Raw genomic sequence first — 22,984 nt, 5'->3', positions numbered from 1 at the left:
CGGCTTGGACCGTCGCGCATCGCCGCGGCCGGCTTACGCCGGCCGTTCGCTGCTTAGGAGCAGGCCTTGCCGTGCGAGGCGTGGAAGCCCTTGGCCTTCGCGTCCGCTTCCGACATGTAGCTGCCTTGCTTGGTCTTGCCGTAGAACTTGTCGGTCGGGCAGTGATACACCTTCGTGCTGGTGTTCACCCAGACTTGGCCGGGGCCGCCGCCGGGCGCCGCGGCGGTCTTGGCCATCGCGCCGCTGGCGGTTGCCGGCTTCGCCGGTGCCGCCGACGATGCGGCCATCGCGGCCGGTGCCGCCATCGCGCCGCTGGCTGCGGCGGGTGCCGCGCCGTACCAGGTCTTCACGCCCTTGTGGCCCGCGCAAGCGCCTTTCTTGGAGGCGCCGGAATAGAACGAGCCGTCCTTGCACAGGCCGGTCGTGCCGGCGGGGGCGCTGGCGGGAACCTGCGCGAAGCTGCTCATCGAAATGCACAATCCGGCTGCGATCGCCGCGAAGAAAATCGTCTTTTTCATTTCTACTCCTGACTATGGGGGGTGGCGCACCGATGTTCCGGAGATTCGCGCCCGCGTACGGGTTGAAGTACCCAAGCTTCCGGCCTCTGGCGCATAGACGGCATGCCAGTACCGTCATTAACTCCCGGTAACGGCGTTCGGTTGACACGAAGGCGGCGAGTTCGCGGGAACCGTGCCGGTCGCGGCCGGCACGAGCCGGCCGGAAGTTCCGCCGGGCTTGGCTGGGCGGGCGCCGGCAATGGATTCGGCGATGCGGCGGCGGGTCCGGACGCCGGTGTAACTGTGTGTAAAGGCAAGAGTGCGAACTACGTCGACGCGGCGGAAACGGCCGGGTCATGATGCGATGCGAAATGCCGGGGGAAGAGGAAGAAGGCCCGGCGCGGCTGACGCGTCGGCGCGCCATGCGATACTCGCTACCCGGCCGCAGCGCGGCACAGATCGACGGGAGTCGCCGTGTTTTCGAGTTTTGAACCTACCGCCACCGGCTTCGTGACCGAAATCGAAGGGTGCCGCTGCAGCATCGAAGGGGCGCCGTCTCCGATCGCCGACCGTATCGATTGGCTCTGGACGATCGCGCAGCCGGAACTCGACAACCTCGACGGCGCCGATCCTTACAAATATGAAACCTTGGCGACCGGCGAGACGGTCACGCCGCTGCAGGCCGCGCAGCAGATCGTCGCGTGGCTCGACGCGCACCCGCCCGAGTAATGCGCGGTCGCTAGGCCGGCGGCATGACGGCGGTGCCCGGGTCGGCTCCGTTCGCTACATGCCGAGCCGGATGGGCCCACGATGCCCGCCCGGGATTCCCCGGCCGCAGTAGGGCTACCGGGTTCGCGCCGGCGCGTCCGTTGCTACACTGCGAGGCGTTGCTCCTCCCGATCAGGTCTGCCATGAAGCCGCAGCTCCTCGTACTGATCCCGTTGCGCGAGCCCGCGCACGCCGCGATCGCCCGCCTCTTCGATGTCCTCCATGCTCCCGACCGGGAAACGCGCGCCGCCGCCGTTGCCGCGCACGGCGCAACCGTGCGTGCGGTGCTGACCAACGGCACGACCGGCATCGACGCGGACGAAATCGACCGGCTGCCTCATCTCGAACTGATCGGCGCGCTCGGCGCGGGCTACGAGAACATCGCGCGCGAACGGGCGCGTTCGCGGGGGATCGCGCTCGTCAACGGGGCGGGCACCAACGACGATTGCGTGGCCGACCACGCGTTCGCGCTGCTGCTGGCGACGGTGCGGGGCGTCGTACGGTTCGACGCCGCATGCCGCGCGGGCGTGTGGCGAGACGCGCTGCCGATGCTGCCGAACGTATCCGGCAAGAAATTCGGCATCGTCGGGCTCGGCAACATCGGCCGCAAGCTTGCCCGCCGCGCGGCCGGCTTCGACATGGAGATCGGCTATCACAACCGCACGCCGCGCGACGGCGTTGCGTACCGGTACTTCGATGCGCTCGACGCGCTCGCGGGCTGGGCGGATTTCCTGGTGGTATCGACGCCCGGCGGCGCGGGCACCCGGCATCTGATCGATGCGCGCGTGCTCGCCGCGCTCGGTGCGCGCGGCTATCTCGTCAACGTTTCGCGCGGCAGCGTCGTCGATACGGCGGCGCTGGCCGACGCGCTGCGCGACGGACGCGTCGCGGGCGCCGGACTCGATGTCTACGAAGGCGAACCCGAGCCGCCGCGCGCGCTGCTCGGTTTCGACAATGTCGTGCTGACGCCGCATACGGGCGGTACGTCGCCGGAGGCGGTCGAGCGCGCGGTGCGGCTCTTTCTCGATAACGCCGCGCGCCACTTCTCCGGCGAGCCGCTGCTCACGCCGATTTGAGCGCGAGCGGCGATTGAATTCATTTTCCACCGAGGGAGTGTGATCCGATGTCGATTCATGTCGCCGAAGTGCAATGGCGTAAGCAGCCGGAAGAAGCGTTCATCGACAACCGCTATAGCCGCCGCCACGAGTGGCGGTTCGACGGCGGTGTTCGCGTCCCGGCATCGAGTTCGCCGCATGCGGTGCGCGTGCCGTTCTCCGATCCGGCCGCGGTCGATCCGGAGGAAGCGTATGTCGCCGCGCTGTCGAGTTGCCACATGCTGTGGTTCCTGTCGCTGGCCGCGCAGAAGAAATTCGTCGTGATGGGGTATCTCGATGCCGCCGAGGGAACGATGGAGAAGAACGCGGAAGGCAAGGAAGTGGTGACGCGGGTGGTGCTGAAGCCGCATGTGACGTTCGGCGGCGAGCGCGTGCCGGGCGATGCCGAGGTCGAGGCACTGCATCACGCGGCGCATGATGCGTGTTTTCTCGCGAACTCGGTCAGGACGGCGATCGAGGTCGAGGGGCGTTGGGCGTGCGATGCGGGGGGGCTTGGAGAGTAGTTCGAGCATCCGACCGGCGGTTCTGTCCGCCGGGCGAGGCGGCAGGCTACGCGTGACAGGAAAGGGCTTCGAGGGGCGAGGTGCGTTGGCGCGTTCCCGCCGTTGTCGCGACGGTTGTCGATCGACGTTTCCAAGCATGCGAATCAACTGCATGGGACATCGGTATGAGATCGCGAGGCATGCATCGCGTTGTCGCTTGGTTTGGCTTCGGCTGGAAACGCCGCGCTCTCAATGAAACCTTCGACTTTGCCCAGTACCAGCACGCGTTCGCTGACGCCCGGACCGGAGGCGCAGCGGATGGCCTGGCCCCGCCCGCTCCCCCCGGATCAACCGCAGGCCCCTCCCCGCAGCTTCGCAATCGCCTTGATCTCGAACTGGAACCCATACAACCAGGTCACGCCGACGGCGGTCAGCGTCGGATGAGGCGCGTCGCCCCAATATTCCGGCACCACTTTCCAGATCTTCTCGAACGTCGATTCGGGATCGACGATGAAGACGGTGACGTCGATCACGTCGTCGAACGTGCAGCCTGCCTCGGCCAGGATCGCGGCCAGATTGTCGAACGCGCGCCGGACCTGCGCGGCCAGGTCGGGCTCGGGCGAGCCGTCCTCGCGGCTGCCGACCTGTCCCGAAACGAACAGGAAGCCGTTCGACCGGATCGCCGGCGAATAGCGATTGCGTTCATAGAGCGCCTGGCGCCCGGCCGGAAATACCACGTCCCGCTTGGTCATGCATCACCTCCATCAATGGGTCGGAGCCGACCCGGTTCAACGATGCAGGGACTTTAAGGATTCGCGCGGCGCGGATAAACAGGCAAGTCTGTTCATCACCATTTGTACAATCCAAACAATCCTCAACCCATCCGGAGCACAGGCCCCATGGACCGTTTCGATGCGATGCAGGCATTCGCCCGCGTGGTGGAAGCCGGCAGCTTCACGAAGGCGGCCGAGACGCTTCACATGAGCAAGACCAGCGTGACGCAGCTCGTCCAGCAGCTGGAAGCGCGATTGCGCGTCAAGCTGCTCAACCGCACCACGCGCAGGCTCAACGTGACCGCCGACGGCGCCGTGTACTACGAGCGCGTGCTCAGGCTGCTCGCGGACATGGACGACGCCGAGACCAGCCTGTCCGGCGCCGCCGTCATGCCCAGAGGGCGGCTGCGCGTGGACGTGCCCAGTCCGCTGGCGCGCATGATCCTGGTGCCGGCGTTGCCGGCGTTTCATGCGCGTTATCCCGACATCCAGCTCGACATGGGCGTGAGCGATCGCAAGGTGGATCTGATCGGCGAGAACGTGGACTGCGTCGTGCGCGGCGGCGAGCTGACCGACCAGTCCCTGATGGCGCGTCGCGTCGGCGATCTGCAACTCGGCGTCTATGCCGCGCCGGGCTACCTGGCGCGCGCCGGTACGCCGTCGCATCCGACGGAACTCGAAGACTCGCATCACCGCATCGTGGGCTTCCTGTGGGCGCGCACCGGCAAGGCGCTGCCCTATGCGATGCGCCGCGGCGACGCGCGTCTCAACGTGCACGGCCGCTACGTCCTGGCGGTCGACGACGGCAATGCCTATCTCGCGGCCGGCGTGGCCGGACTGGGCGTGCTCTGGCTGCCGGACTACATGTCCGGCCCGCACGTCGCGCGCGGCGAGCTGGTGCGCCTGTTCGAAGACTGGCATCTCGATCCGATGCCGATGTACGTGGCGTTTCCTCCGAACCGGCACGTCAGCGCCAAATTGCGCGTATTCATCGACTGGGTCGTCGAGCTGATGGCTCGGCACGCGCCCGTCGCCGATCGGCGCGATACCTGACCGGGCCGTGCCGCGTGCGGCGCGCTCGTCGTGCGGGGAAGTCGCCCGACAGGACGCGACGGGCTATGCCGGCGTGATGCCGATCGAGCGCTCGAGATAGCGGCGCAACTCCGGTTCGTCGAAATTCGGCGGCAGGATGCCGCTGCCTTCGAGGAACGCCGAGGTGTTGTCGTGTCTCCAGTGGTAGGTATGCTCATACAGTTCGATCACGCATCGATCGTCGTGCATCCGATCCCGGAACAGGTTCAGCAGCGGGTAGAGCGGCGTGTCGGCGTGGTGGCTCCAGAGATCGCGCCAGGTACGGAACGGCAGCCGCGAAAACGCGAAGCCGAAGTGGCGCTCGAGCCTCGTGAAAAAATCCTGCAGCGAGACGTCGCTGGCGCCCGAGTGAATCAGGTTGAATTTCCTGCCGATCGCGGCGGGTTTCCGCGAAATGTGCGCGATCGAGCGAGTCATGTAATCGACGCTGCTGAGCCCTTCGTGCAACGCTTGCAGATCGGGCACCGCGCCGAGCGCGATGCAGGTCTTCACGAGGCGTCCCCACCATTGGTAGCCCGCGCTCAGGCCGGTCCGGCTGTGGTACGTCGCATAGCCGAGGCGGAACGTCATCAGCGGCATGCCGCGCGAGCCGGCGAGATCGGCGATCTTCTCCATCACCCATTTGCTCTTGACGTAACCGATGTCCGAGCACACCGCGTCCAGATTCTGATCGATGTCGTCGTCTTCCCGCATGGTGTCCTTGCCGGTAATCCGATGGCCCCAGCTGTATACCGATATGGTGGACAGCATCATCATCGCCTTGGTTCGGCCCGCCGCCGCGAAGCGGATGAGGTTGACCAGCGCGTCGACATTGTCCTGTTTCATCGCGCCGTAAGGCTTGATGAAGTTGACTGAACTCGCCGAATGGTGGATGACGTCGATATCGCGGCTCAGCGCCGCGTAGTCCGACCTCGCGATGCCGAAGTCCGGCATCGCGAGGTCGCCGACATGGAGCTTGACGCGAGCGCGCGATGGCGCGTCGATGCCGACCTGGTATTCGCGGATTTTTGCATCGATGCGCCGTTCCGCCTCGGCGCGATCCGCGGCGCGCACGATACAGTGAATCACGGCATCCGTCGTGGCCAGCAGTTCGGCAAGCAGGTGGATGCCGACGAACCCTGTCGCGCCGGTGAGCAGAACGTGCCGGGGCGACGCCAGACGGGCCGGGTCGAACGGCGTGTCGAACAGGATATCGGCGGGCAGCGCCGCGTCGCGGCGGAGCATCTCGGGCGACAGGCGGTCCGAGGTTTCGCCGCCGACGTCGCGTCGCCGCGCGATCTCGGCCGCGAGACCGTCGACGGTGGGGTGGTTGTACAGGTCGCTGATGCGGATCGACAGATGGATGCGGGCGGAGAGGCGGGTCACGACGGACGCGGCGCGCAGCGAATGGCCGCCGACGTCGAAGAAGCGGTCGTCGGCGCGGAAATCGGCATGGCCGAGCGCGGCGGCGAAGGCTTCGAACAGGGCGCGCCGGACCGGGTCGCCGATCTCGCTGAAATCGCGGGCCGCCGCGCGGGCGTCGCGCTCGGCGAGTGCCGCGAGCAGCGCGGCCTTGTCGGTCTTGCCGTTGGCGTTCGCGGGAAACGCATCGAGCAGCAGATAGCGGCCGGGCATCATGTAGTCCGGCAGGAACGCGCCGATATCGTCGCGCAGCCGGCCGACGAACTCCCGCTCCGGTTCCGTGCGGCGCTCCGGCACGATGAACGCGACGATCGACCTGGCGTCGCCGACGGCCGGCGACGTCGCCGCCACGCTGGCCTGCCTGACGCCACGCTGACGGGCGAGCGCGATCTCGACTTCGGTCAGCTCGACGAGGTGGCCGCGGATCTTCACCTGTTCGTCCGTGCGTCCGAGGAACTGGAGCGAGCCGTCGGGCAGCCAGCGGCCGAGATCGCCGGTTCGATAGATCCGCGCGCCGCGCACCGAAGGGTGTTGCAGGAACTTCTCGCGGGTCCGTTGTTCGTCGTGAAGGTAGCCGCGCGCGAGGCACGACCCTCCGATGAAGATTTCGCCGATCTCGCCCGCCGGCGGTTCCCGCAGGCCGGCATCGAGAATCCAGATGCGCGTGTCGCCTACCGGCTTGCCGATGGAGGGCGGGCGGCCGAGGCGCGCGCTGGGGACCGGATGGTAGGTCGCCCAGATCGTTGCCTCGGTCGGCCCGTAGCAATCGAAGAGCCGGTAGCCGAGATGGTCGGTGTCGAGCGGCATCAGCTTCTCTCCGCCGGTGACGAGATATCGCAGCGACGACGGGCCGGGCCGGCTCGCCGCTACGACGTCGCGAACCATCACGGTCGGCACGAATGCGTGGGTGATCCGCTCGCGTTCGAAGAACTGCAGCAATGCGTCCACGTCGCGCCGGGTCTCGTCGTCGGGGAGGCACAGCGTCGCGCCCGCGCACAGCGGCGACCAGATTTCCCAATGCGCGACGTCGAAGCCGAGCGCGGCGACCAGCGTCGATCGGCTCGTCCCGTCGACCTCGAATGTCTCGGTGTACCAGGCGAGGAGCGAGGCGACGGAACGATGCTCGACGACCACGCCTTTCGGCACGCCGGTGGTGCCGGACGTGAAGATCACGTAGATCGGATCGTCGGGTGACGGCCGCGATCCGGGCCGGCGAGCCGATGCCGAAGGCGTCCGGCGCAAGGCGGCGACGCTTGCGACGGCGCCGTCCGTACCCGGGTCGTCCGGCGCGGTGGTCAGGGTCAGCGGGCTGCCGGTCTGTCCGACGATATAGGCCCGGCGCTGTTCCGGGTAAGCGTGATCGATCGGGGAATATGCCGCGCCGGTTTTCATGATGCCGAGCAGGCCGACGATGAAGTCCGTCGAACGGGTCGCGATGATCGGAACGATGTGTCCCGGGCCGATGCCGCGCCCGCTCAGGCATGCGGCGATCGCGTCGCTGTCCGTTGCCAGCTCGCGGTAGGACACGCTGTCGTCTTGTGTCGAAAGCGCGACGGCGTCCGGTGTCCGTTCCGACCATTGATTCACGGAATCGAGCACGGTCTTCGAATCATTCATGATCCTCTCCCGGGATGTCCGGCGATCGATCGAATCCATGTCAGGAAAGACGCAGCCGGGATCGCTCCGGCTCGGAAAGCGAAGCCGTCGGAACCGTCGCCGATCGCACTGCCGAATCCGATTCGTATTGCTAATTAAAACTTTCGGTAACGAGGCGATGGAAAAATCGGAGCGCCAGCCGGCCCGCGCTTCGGGACCGGATCGAGCGGGTGCCGCGCGCTTGCCGACCGATTACGTCGCGCCGGGCGAAACCGTTCGAATGAACGCGGTCAGCCGGGCTTCAGGTGCGGGTCGAACGTCATGTCCTGTTTCATCCATGAAGGGAAGCGAGCAATCGCCGCATCACGGGAGACGGTATTCGACGAACCGGTGTACCGGCAGCCATCGAGACGTCGAGCCGGAAGAGGACGCTTCGATCGAGCCGGGCGCCGGACGCGAGGAAAAGCCGCATTCGGCATGCTCATTTATACGAACAAGAAGAGGCCTTTTCAAGCACGACCTCGGGCGGGATTCCAGGGTCGGTATCGTCCTTGCCGATCGATTCGACAGCGGCCGCAAGGCGAAGCCATGCGATCGCCGTATCGATCCCGCACGCGGCACGGCCATGTGATCGCGGCCGGCAAGAAAGCCGGTGACATCGAGCGGGACCGGTTTCCTCGAGCGACGATCCATTGCGGCTGAGTATTCGGTTTTCCGCATCGTTTCAGCCGGACGGCGTGCGTTGATCGGGGCCGCCGCTCGATGCGCGGCACGGACAGCGCGAAGGCCATCCGCTTGCCGGGCGCTTCGCTATAGAGCCCGCGCTCGGATCTGCGACGCACTGCCGCATAAAACCGTCATCTTCCCGACGCGCCCCTGTCGCGCGTCATCCGTCGCGCGCGCGGCGCGCAGTTCTCGCGATTCCGCCGAAACGCCCGTCAATCAAGGCGGACACCGCGTCGATCGGGACCGATCCCTATTCTTCGAATGCATCCGACCCGAAGATCGCGGCGAACCCCATTCAAGCGACGAATGTGTGCATCGCAACAATCCATTTCAATCGCGGCGAGCGGAACGGTATGGTGAATGCACGCTCTCGACGCATTGAGCGATACGACACACTCACCCGACGGCGGCCCGAAAAATGAAATCCGATCACCACGACGAAGCGGCAGGTACGGCGGCCGGCAGTGCGCAGCCGGCGAACAGTCACGCCGCCTCGGCGGGCCTGCGTCTACCCGGCAAGCTGGTCGGGCCGATCGTGCTCGGCACGCTGCTGAACGCGCTGAACTCGTCGATGATCGCGGTCGCGCTCGTCAGCATCCAGCAGTCGTTCATGCCGCACGGCGCGGCGAGCGAGCGGATCGACACGATGTGGCTGGTGTCGGGCCTCTATCTCGCGACCGCCGTCGGGCAGCCGACGATGGGCCGGCTGGCCGATCGTTTCGGCGCGAAGCGGATCTTCTGCATCGGCCTGGCGATCGTGCTGATCGCGTCGGCGCTCGCGCCGTTCGCGCCGTCGCTCGGCTGGCTGATCGCGTCGCGCGTCGCGCTCGGTATCGGCACGTCCGCCGCCTATCCGGCAGGGATGACGATGATCCGCGTGTGGTCGCAGCGTCACGCGAACGGCGCGACGCCGACGGGCGGCCTCGGCGCGATCTCGATCGCCGCGCAGGTCGCGGTCGCGTTCGGGCCGCCGCTCGGCGGCGCGCTGGTGCAGTTCGCCGGCTGGCGCGCGATTTTCTGGATCAACGTGCCGATCGTGCTCGCGGCCTTCCTGTTCGCGGTGCTGTGGCTGCCGGCCGACCCCGGCTATCGCGGCGCGCAGGAGCGCCGCACGCTGTACGGCACGCTGAAGGACCTGGATCTGCCGGGCGTGGCGTTGTTCATCGCGACGCTCACGTGCCTGCTGCTGTTCCTGCAATCGGTCTCGCATGCACCGAACTGGCTGCTGTTCGCCGCGACGCTTGTCTTGTGCCCGGTGCTGATCCAGCGCGAAAGGGTCGCCGCGGCACCGCTGATCGACGTCCGCATGCTGAGCGACAACCGCCCGCTGCTCAGCACCTATCTGCGCTGCGTCGGCACCTATGCGGTGTTCTACGCGATCTTCTATGCATTGCCGATGTGGCTGCAGGAGGTCAAGGGCCTGTCGGCCGCCGATGCCGGCCTCGTGATGCTGCCGATCGCCGCGCTCGGCACGGTCACGACGATGGTCGCGACGCGCATCGCGCATCGCCACGGCCCGCGCCCCGTGCTGATCGTCGGCTCCGCGATGCTGTGCGTCGGCAGCGTGGTGATGAGCTTCATGACGAGCGGCCTGCCGATCTGGTCGATCGTGCTGCTGTCGATCGTGTTCGGCATACCGAACGGCTTCAACAATCTCGGCAATCAGGCGGCGCTCTATCAGAGCGCGCCGCACGACCGGATCGGCACCGCATCCGGGCTCTACCGCACCGCGCAGTACGTCGGCGGCAGTCTGTCGTTCGCGCTGGTCGGACTCGCGCTCGGCCACCCGGCGAGCGACCGCGGGTTGCGCGAGCTCGCCATCGTCCTGGCGGTGATCAGCGTCCTGCTGTTGCTCAACGCGGCATCGAGCCGGCACATCGGCGCCGCGGCGCCTTCCGTTCCACAACAAAAGTGAGGTTCATTCATGTCTGTCCCGACGCTCAATCGCACAGTCGCCCTGGTGGCCATCGATCTGCAGAACGGCATCGTCTCGCTGCCGGTCACGCCGTACACCGGCGCGCAAGTGGTCGCGAAGACGGTGGAACTGGCCACCGCGTTCCGCGCGCTGCAATTGCCCGTCATCTACGTGCACACGAGCTATCAGCCCGACGGCGGCGTCGCGCTCAAGGTCAAGACCGACGCGCCGTCGTCGCCGCCGAATCTCGACCCCGCATGGAGCGCGTTCGCGCCGGATCTCGGCGTGCAGCCGAAAGACCTGGTGGTCACCAAGCATCAGTGGGGCGCGTTCACCGGCACCGACCTCGACGTGCAGCTGCGTCGCCGAGGGATCACCGACATCGTGCTGACGGGCATCGCGACCAACATCGGCGTCGAGTCGACCGCGCGCCAGGCTTACGAGAACAACTACAACGTCGTCGTCGTCAGCGACGCGGTCAGCACGTCGTCGGCCGACGCGCAGACCTTCGCGCTGACCCAGATCTTCCCGAAGCTCGGGCAGGTCGCGGCGGCCGCAGACGTGGAGACGGCGCTGGAAAGTGCTTTTTCGCGCTGATGAGCGCAAGGGGGGGCCGGCTCGCGCCGGCTTCCCGTCCCCTTTCATGACAGTCATCAACCGAGGAATGACGATGATCACGACAGATGCATGGGTCCTCTACGCGGGACCGGAAACGACGAGAAAGCAAGCGCCCGTCGCGGGCGAGCTGCGTCGCGAGACGTTCCGGTTTTCCGCGCCGGGCGCCGACGAAGTGCTGGTCGAGCCGCTGTACGGCTCGTGGGAAGCGAATCTCGATCACGCGCTGTCGCGCAACCCGGTCGACATCGTTCGCCAGCGCCGCGAAGACAAGATCGTGCTCGGCAACGGCGCGCTGGTGCGCGTCGTCGAGCGCGGCAGCGAGGTGAACTCGCTGAAGGACGGCGAGATCTGCATGGTGATGCCGTTCGGCAAGCGCGACGAGTATGGTTTCGCGGAACTGGTCTATGCGTACGACGCGCCCGGCACGATCGGCGTGATGGCGCAGCGGACCAAGATGCGCGCCGACAACCTGGTGCCGGTGCCGACCGACAGCAAGCATTCGCTGCTGCAATGGGCAACCTACGGCCGCTACTTCACCGCATGGGACAACTGGAAGGTCGCGTCGGCCTGCTGGCGCTCGCAGCTTCCGGACGTCGATCCGGCCGACTACCTGGTGTTCGGCTGGGGCGGCGGCACGACGCTCGCCGAGCTGCAGCTCGCGAAGCGCGAGGGCTTTCGCGTGGCGATGACGGCAAGCAGCGACAAGCGGCTCGAGGAGCTGGCGAAGCTCGGCATCACGCCGGTGGACCGCCGCAAGTTCCCCGATCTCTCCTATGACGAAGAGCGCTACCGGACCGATCCGGAATACCAGGCGAGCTATCGGGAGTCGGAGCGCGTGTTCGCCGAGACGATCGCGGAGCTGAGCGGCGGCCGCGGCGTCGCGATCTTCCTCGACAATCTCGGCGGCGCGCTGTACCGCGCGACGATGCGGGTGGTCGGGCGCACGGGGATCGTCGCGACGGTCGGCTGGAAGACGGGCATGCGACTGTGGAATCTGCGCGCGACGGAATGCATCAACCGCCGCCTGCACATCCATACCCATGCGTGGCGCTACGACGACAGCATCACGATCCGCGATTTCCAGGAGTCCACCGGCTGGATCGGCCAGGAACCCACCGAGATCTTCGATTTCGACGACGTGCCGAAGCTGGCCGGCGACTACCTGAACGGGAAGATCCAGACGTATTTCCCGATCTACCGGATCAACAACGTCTAAGCAGCAGGTCGCGCGCCGTGCCGTCGATCGTTTCATGATGATTAGTCATGCAGATGATTGTTCGACGCGACGCGCCATGCCATTCATCTGACTGGAGAACGCCATGGCCTCCGTGGAAGCCGAAGCCGTTGCCGCCGACGCGGTATCGGCCCCGCCCAATCCCCCGCCGCTCGACGGCATCCGCGTGATCGACGCCGCGACGCTGTTCGCGGGGCCGCTCGCCGCGACGATGCTGGCGGACTACGGCGCGGACGTGATCAAGGTCGAGCACCCGGCCGGCGATCCGGCGCGCAAGTACGGCGCCCGGCGCGACGACGTGCCGCTGTGGTGGAAGGTACTCGCGCGCAACAAGCGGGCCGTCACGCTCAATCTCGGCTCGGCCGACGGCCAGCGGCTCTTCCGCGAACTGGCGGCGCAGGCGGACGTGGTCGTCGAGAACTTCCGGCCGGGCACGCTCGAGCGCTGGGGTCTCGGCTACGACGTGCTGTCGGCGATCAACCCGCGGCTGGTGCTGGTGCGGGTGACGGGCTTCGGCCAGTTAGGCCCGTATGCGAGCCGGCCCGGCTTCGGCACGCTGGCCGAGGCGATGAGCGGGCTCGCGTCGATCACCGGCGAGCAGGACGGCCCGCCGCTGCTACCGTCGTTCCCGCTGGCCGATACGGTCGCGGGGCTGACCGCCGCGTTCGCGATCATGACCGCGCTGAAGGCGCGCGAGCGCACCGGGCGCGGCCAGGTGGTCGATCTCGCGATCATCGAGACGATGCTCGCGGCGATGGGCGCACAGGTCGCGAGCTACGACCAGACCGGACGGATGCCCGAACGAACCGGCAACCGCTCGCCGAACAATTCGCCGCGCGGCGTCTACCGGACGGCGGACGGCAAGTGGGTCGCGCTGTCGACCTCGGCGCAAAGCATCGCGGAGCGCGTGATGCGCCTCGTCGGCCGCGCGGAGCTGATCGACGAGCCGTGGTTCGTCAACGGCGCGGAGCGCGCGAAGCACGCGGACGAACTGGATGCCGCGGTCGGCGGCTGGATCGCGCGGCGCACGCGCGACGAGGTGATCGCCGAGTTCGAGCGCGCGGAAGCGGCCGTCGCGCCGATCTACGACATGGCCGACGTGCTGCGCGATCCGCAGTACACGGCGCTCGGCTCGGTCGTGTCGGTGCCCGACGCGGAGCTGGGCGCGTTCCGCACGCACAACGTTCCGTTCCGGCTGTCGGATACCCCGGGCGCGATCCGCTGGGGCGGCCCGCGGCGCGGCGCGCACAACGAAGAGGTGTTCGGCGCGTTGGGCCTGGAGCAGAGCGATATCGACGAATTGACTGAACGGGGAGTGTTATGAAAAGCAGTGCGACCTATCGCAGTTATCTGTACGTGCCCGCGCACAAGGCGCAGGTGGTGGACAAGGCGTACGCGAGCGACGCCGACGCGATCGTGCTCGATCTCGAAGACGCGGTGCCCGCGACCCACAAGACCGAAGCGCGCCGCGCCGCCGCCGCGATACTTGCGGCCGGCCCGTCGAAACCGACTTACGTGCGGGTCAACCCGGTGACGAGCCCGTGGTGCCGCGACGACGTCGAGGCCATCGCGCAGCCCGCGCTGCAGGCGCTGCGCTTGCCCAAGTGCGACTGGCCGGAGCAGATCCGCGAGGTGGCGGGCTGGCTCGACGCGCTCGATTGCAAGGCCGGTATCCAGATCCTGATCGAATCGGCGTACGGCGTCGAGACCGCCTATCAGCTCGCGACGGCGTCGCCCCGGCTGGAGCGGATCGGGCTGGGCGAGAGCGATCTGCGTGCCGATCTGCAGATCGGCGCGGACAATTTCACGCTCGAAGTCTGCCGCGCGCGCTGCGTGGTCGCGTCGCGCGCGGCCGGGCTCAACGGGCCGATCCAGACCGTCTATCACACGCTGACCGACCTCGACGGCCTTCGGGAGTCGACGCAGCGGGCGAAATCGATGGGATTCGTCGGTCGCTTCGCCATCCATCCGTCGCAGATCGCGGTCATCAACGAGGTGTTCACGCCGTCCGAGGACGAGATTCGCGCGGCCGAACGCGTGCTCGAGGCGGTCGATGCGGCGGCGGGCGCCGCGAGTGCGTCATCCGTGTTCGTGCTGCCCGACGGTCGCGTGGTGGCGCCGCCGCTCATCGCGAATGCGCGCGTGACGCTCGCGCTCGCGAACACTCTTCGACTCAACGGAGCGCTGGCATGAGCTCACCCGAGACGGTGTCCGTTCCCGCCGCCGGCCGCGCTTCCGGCGCGCGGGCGTCCGTGCCGAGCCCGGCCGCATCGCCGGACGGTATCGTCGGCGCGCTTGGACGCTTCGCCGCGGCCGTGCGCGCCGACGGGCTCGGCCGCACGCTGCGCGACGAGGCGGCGTCGCGCGTACTCGATCTGATCGGCAACAGCCTGATGGCGCACCGGGAGCCTGTCGCGCAATCCGTGCTGCAGGTCGCGCGCCGCTGGGGAGGCAGCGGCCGCGCGGGCGTGATCGGCGCCCCGGACCGACTGCCCGCCGCGAGCGCCGCGCTGGTCAACGGGACGCTCGCGCATGCGATGGACTTCGACGATTCGCACATGCTGTCGGTGCTGCATCCGAGCGCATCGGTGATCCCGGCCGCGCTCGCCGCCGCGCAGGCGAGCGGCGCGTCGGGGGCGGCGCTGCTCGACGCGATCACGGTCGGCACCGAAGTGTGCATCCGGCTCGGCGTGGCCGCGTATAACGAGCAGATCGGCAATTCGGTGTTCTTCGAACGCGGCCAGCATGCGACGTCGATCTGCGGCACGGTCGGCGCGGCGGCGGCCGCCGCGATGCTGTTCGATCTCGATGCCGCGCAGATCGCCTCCGCGATCGGAATCGCGGCCAGCATGGGCGCGGGCCTGCTCGAGGCGAACCGGACCGGCGGGTCGGTGAAGCGGATTCACTGCGGCTGGGCGGCGCACGCCGGCGTGAGCGCGGCGGAGCTGGCGGCGGCGGGCGTCACCGCGCCGCCGACCGCGCTCGAAGGCCGCTTCGGTTTCTTCCACGCGTGGTGCGGCGAGATGGCCGACGTCGACGCGGTGTTGCGCGATCTCGGCGACGAATGGGAGACCAGCCGGATCATCTTCAAGCCGTATCCCTGCAATCACTTCACGCACCCGGGTATCGACGCGGCGCTGCAGTTGAAGGCGGAGGGCATCAGCGCGGACGACGTGGTGTCGGCCGAACTGCGGGTCGCGACGTCGACGCTGCGCACGATCGGCGAGCCGGCCGAACTGAAGGCGAATCCGCCCAACGGCTACGCGGCCGCGTTCTCCGGGCCGTATACCGTGGCGGCGGCGCTGCTGGGCGGCGGCGGCCTGGGCGTGTGGTTCGACGATTTCGACGACGCGCTGGCGCAGGCGCCCGAGCGGCGCGCGTTGGCCGCGAAGGTGCGCTGCGTGGCCGATCCGTGGTGCGACGAACGTTTCCCGGCCTTTCTGCCCGCGGTGCTGCGGGTACGACTGCGCGACGGGCAGGTGCGCGAAGCGCGCATCCAGTCGAGCAAGGGCACGAACTCGCGGCCGCTGTCCGAGCAGGAGCTCACCGCGAAATTCGTGCTGGCGGCAAGCTCGGCGATCGGCATGTCGAACGCGCTCGCGCTGCGCGAAGCGGTGCAGGCGCTGGCCGACGACGCGCCGCTCGACGCGCTCGCGCAGCTGACTTCGGGCGTGCGCGACGGCGCCCGCTCCCATGAACAAGGAGGAGACGCATCTTGAGCACCCCCCGCTGGAACAAGCGGCCGCCCGGCTCGAACTGGGGCGATTTCGGACCCGACGACCAGAAGGGCCGGCTGAACTGGCTCACGCCCGACAAGGTGAAGCAGGGCATCGCCGAAGTGCGCGAAGGGCGCGTGTTTTCGTTGAGTCTGCCGCTCGACGTGCCGCGAGGCGGCGGACTGAACGCGCGGCGCCGGCCGCCGGCGATCATGCCGGCGCTGCTGAACGACAAGCCGTACTTCGGCTATCGCGCGGACGAGCAGGTGGCGAACGCGACCGACGTCGTGTGCGACGATTCGTTTTGCATGCACTCGCAGTTCTCGACGCAATGGGATGCGCTGTCGCACGTCGGCGGGGTGTTCGACGCGAACGACGACGGTGTGGCCGAGATCGTGTTCTACAACGGCTTCCGGATGGGCGAGCACGTGCGGGTGCCGCGGGAAGGCGACGCGACGGGCGGCGCGCTCGCGCTCGGCATCGAGGTGATGGCGCGGACGGGCGTACAGGGACGCGGCGTGCTGATCGACCTGCGGCACCACTTCGGTGACGCGCGCACCAAGATCGGTTTCGAGCAGCTGATGCGCGTGATGGACACGGATCAGGTGCGGGTCGAGCGCGGCGACATCGTCTGCCTCCACACCGGCTTCGCCGATCTGCTGCTGCACGACGACAGCGGCTCGCCCGCGACCGCCGCCGGTGCCTGCGTGCTCGACAGCGCCGATGCGCGCCTGCTGCGCTGGATCGACGAATCGGGCCTCGCGGCGCTCGTGGCCGACAACCACGCGATCGAGGAGCGCCCGCAGAATGCGCCGGCGCGCGTGCAGCCCAGCGCATTGATGCCGCTGCACGAGCTGTGCTTGTTCAAGCTGGGCATTCACCTGGGCGAACTGTGGCACCTGAGCCCGCTCGCGAACTGGCTGCGCGCGCATCGCCGCAGCCGTTTCCTGCTGACGGCGCCGCCGCTGCACGTTCGTGGTTTGGTGGGGTCGCCGGTCAATCCGGTGGCGACCGTCTGAACGCACGGGCGGCGGCTGTGGCGGCGGCCGTCCGTGCGTCTTTTTTTGTCGACGGACAGCGGCGCGAAGCGCGTTTTTTTCGTGCCGTTTGACACGAATCCCGGACGAATTCATTCGCGACAGGCAGTTTATCCCGCAAAAATATAATATTTGATTCCGCTATATCAATAATAAGACGGCGTCAAGATTGGACTATTCTTGTGCGTTGCACTAAATATCAGGGTGTTTCTCTCATTTTGAAAATCGAAATGGGGGATTGCTGCTTAACCTGTTTAGTGGAAGGCGACAATCATGAATCTACGTTCGATTGACTTGAATCTTCTGGTGATACTGGACGCGCTGCTGTCGGAGAAGCAGGTCACGCGCGCCGGCCAGAAGGTCGGCCTGACGCAGCCGGCCGTCAGTAACGCGCTGGCGCGGCTGCGCTACGTGTTCAAGGATGAGATCCTGGTGCGCACCACGGTGGGTATGGAATTGACGCCGCGCGCCAAGGCGCTGATCGCACCAATCCGGCAGATCATGCAACAAATCGAAGAATTATTCGAATTGGATTATCAATTCAACCCTTTTACGTCGGAGCGCCACTTTACGATCAGAATGTCCGATTTGACCGAATTATTAATGCTGCCGGCTTTATTGCGGAGAATGCACGATACGGCTCCGTGCATCGGGATGGACATCATGCATCTGAGTGGGGCAAAGACGCTCGAGGCGCTCGAGTCGGGGCGGCTCGACATGGCGATCAGCGCGGGGCTCGAGCATTCGGGCACGCTGTCGTCGCAGACCGTGCTGCAGGACCGGATGGTGTGCGTGCTGAGCCGCACCCACCCGGACGCGAACCGGCCGCTCACGCTCGACCAGTTTCTCGCGCTCGATTTTCTCAACGTCTCGATCAATCCGGTGGATCACAGCCTGATCGACAACCTGCTGGCGAGCATGAACTGCACGCGGCGCATCGCGCACAACGTGCCGCACTGGCTCGTCGTGCCGAACATGCTCGACGCGCTGCCGTTCGCGGTGATCATGTCGGAGCGGCATGCGTCGAGCCTGGGCGACGCGCGGCTCGTGATCCGCGAGCTGCCGCTCGCGATGGAGCCCGTCACGTGGTCGCTGTACTGGCACCGCCGGCACGATGCGAGCAATGCGCATGCGTGGCTGCGCCAGTGCATCGTCGAGATCGCGCAATCGCTCGAACAGGTGGAGCGGGAGCCCGCGTGCGGCGTGTGCTGAACACGCGGGGCGTCCGCTTCGCGCGTCAGCCGACCACGAGCAGCGGCGGCAGCGTCGAGATATCGGACTGGCTGTCCAGCCGCCACAGATAATCGAGCGCCGCGCGGCTTTGCGACGCACTCCAGTGCCGGCGGCAGTTCTTCACGAATTTCGCCTCGAAGTCGTCGCGCCGCATCGGCCGCGTCGGCGAGCCGGGCAGATCGTCCACCTGCCGGGTGTACTGCGTGCCGTCGTCGCAGACGGCCGTGACCCGGTTCGGCGCGCGCTCCGGATAGCGGGCCGTCAGCACCGGGTCCGGATGAACGGCGATCTTGCCGATCAGTGCGCGCAGCGCCGGATCGCGCAACGCCGCCGGCGCGTAGCTTTCCGTCGTGATGTCGCCGTCGAGCATCGCGCGCGCGACGATGTAGGGCAGGCTGTGATCGGCGGTCTCGTGCGTCGACGGCGCCCATTTTTCGGGATCGCGGCCGGCCGTCACGTAGCCGACTTCCGTGGTCCGGATCTCGATGCGGCGGATGCGCGCCAGATCGCCGACCTGCGCGGCGACGTCGAGCGCGGCCGGAATCGCCGTTTGCGTGAGCCCCTGCGCCGGATAGAACTTCACGAAGCACTTGCCGACCCGGAAGGCGCCGCCGCGCCCGCCGAACGTGCGCGTGTCGACGGCGAACGGCCCGGATACCTGCGGAAAGAAGCCGGCCGCGCCTTCGAAGATCGGCGCGGGGCCGGTAAGGCCGGCGCGCGCGAGCTGCGTCGAGAAGACCGCGTTGCGCGCCGCGTCGGCGTCCGCGAGCGCCTTCCAGTTCGACAGCTGCTGCACGCGCGTCTGGTTCAGCGCGAGATGGCTGTTGATCGACAGGTTCACCGCCTGGACCAGCTGCGGCGTCGGCAGGCGCATCAGCTTGCCGGCGGCGAGCGCGACGGCGGGCAGGCTGTAGCAGGTGTGATCCCAGCCGCGCGGACTGATCGCGGCCGCGTCCATCAGCCGGCATGCGATCTCGTAGGCGATCGCGATCGACAGGATCAGGTCGCGGCCGCTCGCGTGCTGGGCCTCCGCGACGGCGAGACAGGCGGACATGTTGTCGCTCGGATGGCCGGTTTCCTTGCCCGCATAGGCGTCGTTGAAATCGAAGTAGCGCAGCGCGGTGCCGGTGGCGAACGTCGCCAGATCGGCGCTCGTGCGCTGGCCGGTGCCGATCACCGTCGCGACGCCGCCTTGCGTCGCGAGCGCGGCGTCGCGCGCGATCCGCACCGGCCGCTCGTCGTACGCGGCGATCGCGCAGCCGAGCGCGTCGATCAGGTGTGCCTTGATGATGTCGACGGTCGTGTCGTCGAGGTCGCGGTATTGCAGCGCGGCCGCGTAGTCGGCGAGCTGCTGCGCGAGGTCCGGCGGCGCGTCCGGGCGGCCCGCAAGCGTTGCCGCGCCGGAAGCCGGCATCGTGTCGGCGGACGCCCGGGCGAACGGCAGCGCGGCGGCGGCGCGGGTCACGGTGGAGAGGAAGTGGCGGCGATTCATGGTTCGAAGGCTCCGTTGGGTTCCTGAAACGGGGAGAGGCGCGCGGCTCAGAACAGCTTGCGCAGGCCAAGCGCGAGGCCCGCGCTGCCGGTACGGCCGGCCGCGAGCGTGTAATGGAGAAAGCTGTAGTTGTAGTTGTCGAAATCGAGCGCGGCGCGCCGGGCGTAGCCGCCCGCGAGGTAGAGCGTCACGGTCCTGGACAGGAAGTAGTTCAGTTGCAGCGTGATCTGCTGCGGATTGGCCGGCTGGGCCGGGGTCTGGGCGTTCGCGGGATTCTGCGCGCGGATGCTCTCGTAGTAGATCGCGCCGATCGCCTGCAGGAAATCGGTGATGCTGTAGCGCACGCCGGCCCACCAGAACGTGAAGCGCGTCACGACCGACGGCGTGCTGACGTTGCTTTGTCCGTGCGCGACGCCGGCCAGCAGCTGCGCGCGGTCGAGGAACACGATCGCCGATGCGGCATAGCGCCGGAAATGCGCGAAGCCGCCGGCTTGCGGCGAGTTGACGTTGTCGAAGGCCGCCGCGGCCGAGAACGCGCCGCCCGAATAGTCGAAGCCCGCGCCGTAGGCGGCATTCGACTGGAACGCCCCGGCCGTGCCGCCGGGCGCGTAGTGCGTTTCGAGTGTCACCGGGCCCAGCTTCGCCAGATACTTGACGACGTTGTTCTCGCGGAAATTGACCCCGACGATCGCGCCGTCCGGCTCGTAGAGCGTCGAGTAGGCGCCCGTCGGCGAATAGCGCTCCATGATGTCGAACAGCGTTGTGTACTGGCGGCCGAGCCGCAGCGTTCCCCAGCGCTCGTGCTGCAGCGCGACCCAGGCGGACCGGTCGAAGCCGCCCGCTCCGACGCCGGTGCCGTTGTTCAGGTTGATGCTGCTTTCGAGCCGGAACGCGGCTTGCCAGCCGCCGCCGAGATCCTCGACCCCCTTGAGGCCCCAGCGCGAACCGCTTTTGCCGCCCGACGCCATGCGCACGAGCGAGGCCGGCTGGCCGGTGCCGGGCGCGGACTGGTTGGAAAGAAATTCCGTATAGACGTCGGCGACGCCATACAGCGTGAGGTTGGCCTGCGCGCATGCGCCGGCCGATACGAAGCCCAGCCCGCACAAGGCGGACATCCGCTTGCCCATTGCCTGTCTCCTTTCGAATTGTTGTGATTGCGTGATGCCCCGGGCCGGTCGGGCGGCCCGGCGGTGCTGCGGGGTGCGGCTATCCGGGGCGCGAGGCGAAGGCGGGCGGCCATGCGCCGGGGGCGGACGCGGGCGATTCGGCGGGCCGGACGCAGGCACGGCGCGGGCACGGCGCGGCGTCGCGCTCGAAAGCCGGCGCGGCGGGACCGCTTCGCAAAGGGGACGGGATACGCGACGCGCGCATCGGCAACGGCGTCACCGGCCGGCGCGCGCCTGCACGGCCGCGTCGCGCGCGAGCACGCGGCGCGCCCGCGCGATGCCGGGCGCATCGATCATCTTGCCGTCGACACGCAGCGCGCCGCGTCCGCTCTCGCGGGCGTCCTCGTACGCGGCGAGCACCGCGCGCGCATCGCGCACGGCATTGTCGTCGGGCCGGAAGGCGCGGTTGAGCGCGTCCACCTGCAGCGGGTGGATGCAGGTGGCGCCCGCGTAACCCAGTTCGGCGGACGTGCGCGCGAGGCGCTCGAACGCGTCGAGGTCGCGCAGTTCGTCCAGCCCGCCGATCAGGCCGAGCGGCAGGATGCCGGCCGCCCGCGCGGCGATGATCAGCAACTGCTTCGGCACGCGCAGCACGTCGGCATTTGCGCCGCTCTCGCAGTTCAGCGCGAAGTCGCCGCCGCCCAGCATCATCGCGACGACGCGCGGCGACGCCTGGGCGATCCGGTCCATCGCCTGGAAGGCGCGCGGCGTTTCGACGATCGCGACGATCCGCGTGGCGCCCGGCGCGACGCCGGCGGCATCCTCGAGCGTGCTCAGCAGTTCGTCGATCGCTTCGACGTGGGAGGCGCCGCGTACCTTCGGCAGCACGACGCCGTGCGCGCCGGCGCGGACCGCCGCGCGCAGGTCGGGCACCAGCAGATCGAGCGGAGCGTTGGCGCGCACCAGGACTTCATGGCCCGCGGCCCGCAAGAACGGCACGCTGTCGGCGAGCGTGTCGCGCGCGGCCTGTTTCTCGACGGCCGGCACGCTGTCCTCGAGATCGAGGACCAGCGCATCGGCGGCGCTGCCGGCGGCTTTCGCGACGAAACGAGGGACGTGGGCCGGGACGTAGAGCAGCGAGCGCCAGACCGGTGGGAGCGAAGCGTTCATGTCTTTTCCGAAAAAATGAAAGTTACTTTCATTTTTGTGATGTCTTAAGCGATTCGTCAAGACTATCGTTAACGCCTATTTATGAGGGGGTTTGAGAGAAGATGGCGGAACGAAGCAAGATGGATTCATGTTGATGTCATCGATCAACCGAGTATAATGAAAGTCACTTTCATTTTTTAGGTTCGAGCGCGAGCCCGCCGGACGCGTCGCTCGAACCTGCACGAGGTGGCTATGAGCAATCAGGCAGAGGGCGGCGTCGCCGCGGTCAACCGCGCGCTGACCGCGCTGCTCGCATTCGGCGGCGCGCCGAACGGGCTGATGCTGGCGCAGGTCAGCGAGATCACCGGTCTCAACATGAGCACGCTGCTGCGGATGTTCGAATCGCTCGAACAGTTCCGCTTCATCAAGCGCCTGCCCGACGGGCGCTACGTGCTCGGTCCCGCCGTGTTCCAGCTCGGCATGATGTATCGGGAGTCGTTCCAGCTGCGCGAGTACGTCGCGCCGATTCTGTCGAGCCTGTCGGCGGCCACCGGCGAAACGGCCGCGTTCTACGTGCGCGAAGGCGACCAGCGGGTATGCCTGTTCCGCTTCCAGGCGCAGCGCGCGGTGCGCACGCATTTGCGCGAGGGCGACCGCTTTGCGCTCGACGTCGGCGCGGCGGGTCGCGTGCTGCTGGCGTTCAGCGGCACGCGCGGCGGCGAATACGACAAGACCGTCGAGCAGGGCCACGCGGTGTCGCTCGGCGAGCGCGATCCCGAGAGCGCGGCGATCGCGTGTCCGGCGTTCGGCATCGGTCGCCAGCTGGCCGGCGCGATTTCGCTCGGCGTACCGCTGTACCGCTTCAACAAGAAAGTGCTGGCCGAGTACCTGCCGCGCGTGCAGGCGGCCGCGCACGAGCTGACGCATGCGCTGGGCGGAGACCTGCCCGCGGCGGGGGCGGGCTTTCCCGCCGCCGACGCGCTCGGCGCGCTGCTCGAGTAGTCCCCGCGCGCCGGCGCGGCGCGCGCATTCCG

At 67.9% G+C, this 22,984-nt stretch carries 20 protein-coding genes; 14 read left to right on the top strand and 6 right to left on the bottom strand.

Translation table 11 applies throughout. The features are described 5' to 3' along the window. Positions 1–53: 53 nt before the first annotated feature. Complete coding sequence (locus tag RZR99_RS12980; RefSeq protein ID WP_323120169.1) at positions 54–518, bottom strand: hypothetical protein; 465 nt, start codon at positions 516–518, stop codon at positions 54–56. A 453-nt stretch (positions 519–971) separates the two neighbouring features. Between RZR99_RS12980 and RZR99_RS12975 the strand changes: the two genes are divergently transcribed. The 3 genes from RZR99_RS12975 (at position 972) to RZR99_RS12965 (ending at position 2,883) form a co-directional block, all read left to right on the top strand. Continuing rightward, the gene (locus RZR99_RS12975) at positions 972–1,226 is read left to right on the top strand and encodes a hypothetical protein (RefSeq protein ID WP_323120168.1); all 255 of its coding nucleotides are present in this window, start codon (positions 972–974) and stop codon (positions 1,224–1,226) included. Positions 1,227–1,408: 182 nt separating this feature from the next. Next, on the top strand, positions 1,409–2,341 hold the full coding sequence (locus RZR99_RS12970) for a 2-hydroxyacid dehydrogenase (RefSeq protein ID WP_323120167.1): 933 nt from the start codon (positions 1,409–1,411) through the stop codon (positions 2,339–2,341). A gap of 47 nt (positions 2,342–2,388) precedes the next feature. Further along, the gene (locus RZR99_RS12965) at positions 2,389–2,883 is read left to right on the top strand and encodes an OsmC family protein (RefSeq protein WP_323120166.1); all 495 of its coding nucleotides are present in this window, start codon (positions 2,389–2,391) and stop codon (positions 2,881–2,883) included. A gap of 326 nt (positions 2,884–3,209) precedes the next feature. Here RZR99_RS12965 and RZR99_RS12960 read toward each other — a convergent pair whose 3' ends face one another. After that, positions 3,210–3,614: a RidA family protein gene (locus RZR99_RS12960; RefSeq protein ID WP_323120165.1), complete on the bottom strand. Its 405-nt coding sequence runs from the start codon at positions 3,612–3,614 to the stop codon at positions 3,210–3,212. Between the two features lie 147 nt (positions 3,615–3,761). Between RZR99_RS12960 and RZR99_RS12955 the strand changes: the two genes are divergently transcribed. After that, the gene (locus tag RZR99_RS12955) at positions 3,762–4,688 is read left to right on the top strand and encodes a LysR family transcriptional regulator (RefSeq protein WP_323120164.1); all 927 of its coding nucleotides are present in this window, start codon (positions 3,762–3,764) and stop codon (positions 4,686–4,688) included. A 63-nt stretch (positions 4,689–4,751) separates the two neighbouring features. Here RZR99_RS12955 and RZR99_RS12950 read toward each other — a convergent pair whose 3' ends face one another. Next, positions 4,752–7,745, bottom strand: a complete 2,994-nt coding sequence (locus RZR99_RS12950; RefSeq protein ID WP_323120163.1) for an amino acid adenylation domain-containing protein — start codon at positions 7,743–7,745, stop codon at positions 4,752–4,754. Between the two features lie 157 nt (positions 7,746–7,902). Between RZR99_RS12950 and RZR99_RS12945 the strand changes: the two genes are divergently transcribed. From RZR99_RS12945 to RZR99_RS12905, 9 genes are all read left to right on the top strand, one after another. Then, positions 7,903–8,355, top strand: a complete 453-nt coding sequence (locus RZR99_RS12945) for a hypothetical protein (protein WP_323120162.1) — start codon at positions 7,903–7,905, stop codon at positions 8,353–8,355. A gap of 513 nt (positions 8,356–8,868) precedes the next feature. Next, positions 8,869–10,365 (top strand): MFS transporter, encoded by a 1,497-nt coding sequence (locus RZR99_RS12940; protein ID WP_323120161.1) that lies wholly within the window; start codon positions 8,869–8,871, stop codon positions 10,363–10,365. Positions 10,366–10,374: 9 nt separating this feature from the next. After that, on the top strand, positions 10,375–10,962 hold the full coding sequence (locus tag RZR99_RS12935) for a hydrolase (protein ID WP_323120160.1): 588 nt from the start codon (positions 10,375–10,377) through the stop codon (positions 10,960–10,962). A gap of 73 nt (positions 10,963–11,035) precedes the next feature. Continuing rightward, entirely contained in the window at positions 11,036–12,199 is a 1,164-nt protein-coding gene (locus RZR99_RS12930; protein ID WP_323120159.1) for a zinc-binding alcohol dehydrogenase family protein, read from the top strand. 103 nt (positions 12,200–12,302) lie between these two features. Then, entirely contained in the window at positions 12,303–13,541 is a 1,239-nt protein-coding gene (locus RZR99_RS12925) for a CaiB/BaiF CoA transferase family protein (RefSeq protein WP_323120158.1), read from the top strand. Beyond that, positions 13,538–14,410 (top strand): HpcH/HpaI aldolase/citrate lyase family protein, encoded by an 873-nt coding sequence (locus RZR99_RS12920; protein ID WP_323120157.1) that lies wholly within the window; start codon positions 13,538–13,540, stop codon positions 14,408–14,410. The genes RZR99_RS12925 and RZR99_RS12920 overlap by 4 nt, the downstream gene beginning before the upstream one ends. Further along, positions 14,407–15,936 carry an MmgE/PrpD family protein gene (locus tag RZR99_RS12915; RefSeq protein WP_323120156.1) on the top strand — a complete coding sequence of 510 codons (1,530 nt, stop codon included), beginning with the start codon at positions 14,407–14,409 and terminating at the stop codon, positions 15,934–15,936. The genes RZR99_RS12920 and RZR99_RS12915 overlap by 4 nt, the downstream gene beginning before the upstream one ends. Next, positions 15,933–16,952: a cyclase family protein gene (locus RZR99_RS12910; RefSeq protein ID WP_323120155.1), complete on the top strand. Its 1,020-nt coding sequence runs from the start codon at positions 15,933–15,935 to the stop codon at positions 16,950–16,952. The genes RZR99_RS12915 and RZR99_RS12910 overlap by 4 nt, the downstream gene beginning before the upstream one ends. A 291-nt stretch (positions 16,953–17,243) precedes the next feature. Next, positions 17,244–18,182 carry a LysR family transcriptional regulator gene (locus RZR99_RS12905; protein ID WP_323120154.1) on the top strand — a complete coding sequence of 313 codons (939 nt, stop codon included), beginning with the start codon at positions 17,244–17,246 and terminating at the stop codon, positions 18,180–18,182. Between the two features lie 25 nt (positions 18,183–18,207). Here RZR99_RS12905 and RZR99_RS12900 read toward each other — a convergent pair whose 3' ends face one another. From RZR99_RS12900 to RZR99_RS12890, 3 genes are all read right to left on the bottom strand, one after another. Beyond that, on the bottom strand, positions 18,208–19,695 hold the full coding sequence (locus tag RZR99_RS12900) for an MmgE/PrpD family protein (protein ID WP_323120153.1): 1,488 nt from the start codon (positions 19,693–19,695) through the stop codon (positions 18,208–18,210). A 47-nt stretch (positions 19,696–19,742) separates the two neighbouring features. Then, positions 19,743–20,822, bottom strand: coding sequence for a porin (locus RZR99_RS12895; protein WP_323120152.1), 1,080 nt, complete (start codon positions 20,820–20,822; stop codon positions 19,743–19,745). A gap of 255 nt (positions 20,823–21,077) precedes the next feature. Continuing rightward, positions 21,078–21,971, bottom strand: coding sequence for an HpcH/HpaI aldolase/citrate lyase family protein (locus tag RZR99_RS12890; protein WP_323120151.1), 894 nt, complete (start codon positions 21,969–21,971; stop codon positions 21,078–21,080). Positions 21,972–22,202: 231 nt separating this feature from the next. Here RZR99_RS12890 and RZR99_RS12885 point away from each other — a divergent pair, with 231 nt between their 5' ends. Then, positions 22,203–22,952, top strand: coding sequence for an IclR family transcriptional regulator (locus RZR99_RS12885; RefSeq protein ID WP_323120150.1), 750 nt, complete (start codon positions 22,203–22,205; stop codon positions 22,950–22,952). The last annotated feature ends 32 nt before the right edge of the window (positions 22,953–22,984 follow it).

The sequence above is a fragment of the Burkholderia alba genome (assembly GCF_034721475.1).
Classification (GTDB): Bacteria; Pseudomonadota; Gammaproteobacteria; order Burkholderiales; family Burkholderiaceae; genus Burkholderia; species Burkholderia alba.
Note: the sequence above shows the minus strand (reverse complement) of the source record. Positions and strands in the feature narration are given on the sequence as shown.

Bases quoted from the DNA above. Each gene is read 5' to 3' on its own strand.
- RZR99_RS12980 (WP_323120169.1), bottom strand. From the start codon at position 518: ATGAAAAAGACGATTTTCTTCGCGGCGATCGCAGCCGGATTGTGCATT.
- RZR99_RS12970 (WP_323120167.1), top strand. From the start codon at position 1,409: ATGAAGCCGCAGCTCCTCGTACTGATCCCGTTGCGCGAGCCCGCGCAC.
- RZR99_RS12965 (WP_323120166.1), top strand. From the start codon at position 2,389: ATGTCGATTCATGTCGCCGAAGTGCAATGGCGTAAGCAGCCGGAAGAA.
- RZR99_RS12960 (WP_323120165.1), bottom strand. From the start codon at position 3,614: ATGACCAAGCGGGACGTGGTATTTCCGGCCGGGCGCCAGGCGCTCTAT.
- RZR99_RS12955 (WP_323120164.1), top strand. From the start codon at position 3,762: ATGGACCGTTTCGATGCGATGCAGGCATTCGCCCGCGTGGTGGAAGCC.
- RZR99_RS12950 (WP_323120163.1), bottom strand. From the start codon at position 7,745: ATGAATGATTCGAAGACCGTGCTCGATTCCGTGAATCAATGGTCGGAA.
- RZR99_RS12945 (WP_323120162.1), top strand. From the start codon at position 7,903: ATGGAAAAATCGGAGCGCCAGCCGGCCCGCGCTTCGGGACCGGATCGA.
- RZR99_RS12940 (WP_323120161.1), top strand. From the start codon at position 8,869: ATGAAATCCGATCACCACGACGAAGCGGCAGGTACGGCGGCCGGCAGT.
- RZR99_RS12935 (WP_323120160.1), top strand. From the start codon at position 10,375: ATGTCTGTCCCGACGCTCAATCGCACAGTCGCCCTGGTGGCCATCGAT.
- RZR99_RS12930 (WP_323120159.1), top strand. From the start codon at position 11,036: ATGATCACGACAGATGCATGGGTCCTCTACGCGGGACCGGAAACGACG.
- RZR99_RS12925 (WP_323120158.1), top strand. From the start codon at position 12,303: ATGGCCTCCGTGGAAGCCGAAGCCGTTGCCGCCGACGCGGTATCGGCC.
- RZR99_RS12920 (WP_323120157.1), top strand. From the start codon at position 13,538: ATGAAAAGCAGTGCGACCTATCGCAGTTATCTGTACGTGCCCGCGCAC.
- RZR99_RS12915 (WP_323120156.1), top strand. From the start codon at position 14,407: ATGAGCTCACCCGAGACGGTGTCCGTTCCCGCCGCCGGCCGCGCTTCC.
- RZR99_RS12905 (WP_323120154.1), top strand. From the start codon at position 17,244: ATGAATCTACGTTCGATTGACTTGAATCTTCTGGTGATACTGGACGCG.
- RZR99_RS12900 (WP_323120153.1), bottom strand. From the start codon at position 19,695: ATGAATCGCCGCCACTTCCTCTCCACCGTGACCCGCGCCGCCGCCGCG.
- RZR99_RS12895 (WP_323120152.1), bottom strand. From the start codon at position 20,822: ATGGGCAAGCGGATGTCCGCCTTGTGCGGGCTGGGCTTCGTATCGGCC.
- RZR99_RS12890 (WP_323120151.1), bottom strand. From the start codon at position 21,971: ATGAACGCTTCGCTCCCACCGGTCTGGCGCTCGCTGCTCTACGTCCCG.
- RZR99_RS12885 (WP_323120150.1), top strand. From the start codon at position 22,203: ATGAGCAATCAGGCAGAGGGCGGCGTCGCCGCGGTCAACCGCGCGCTG.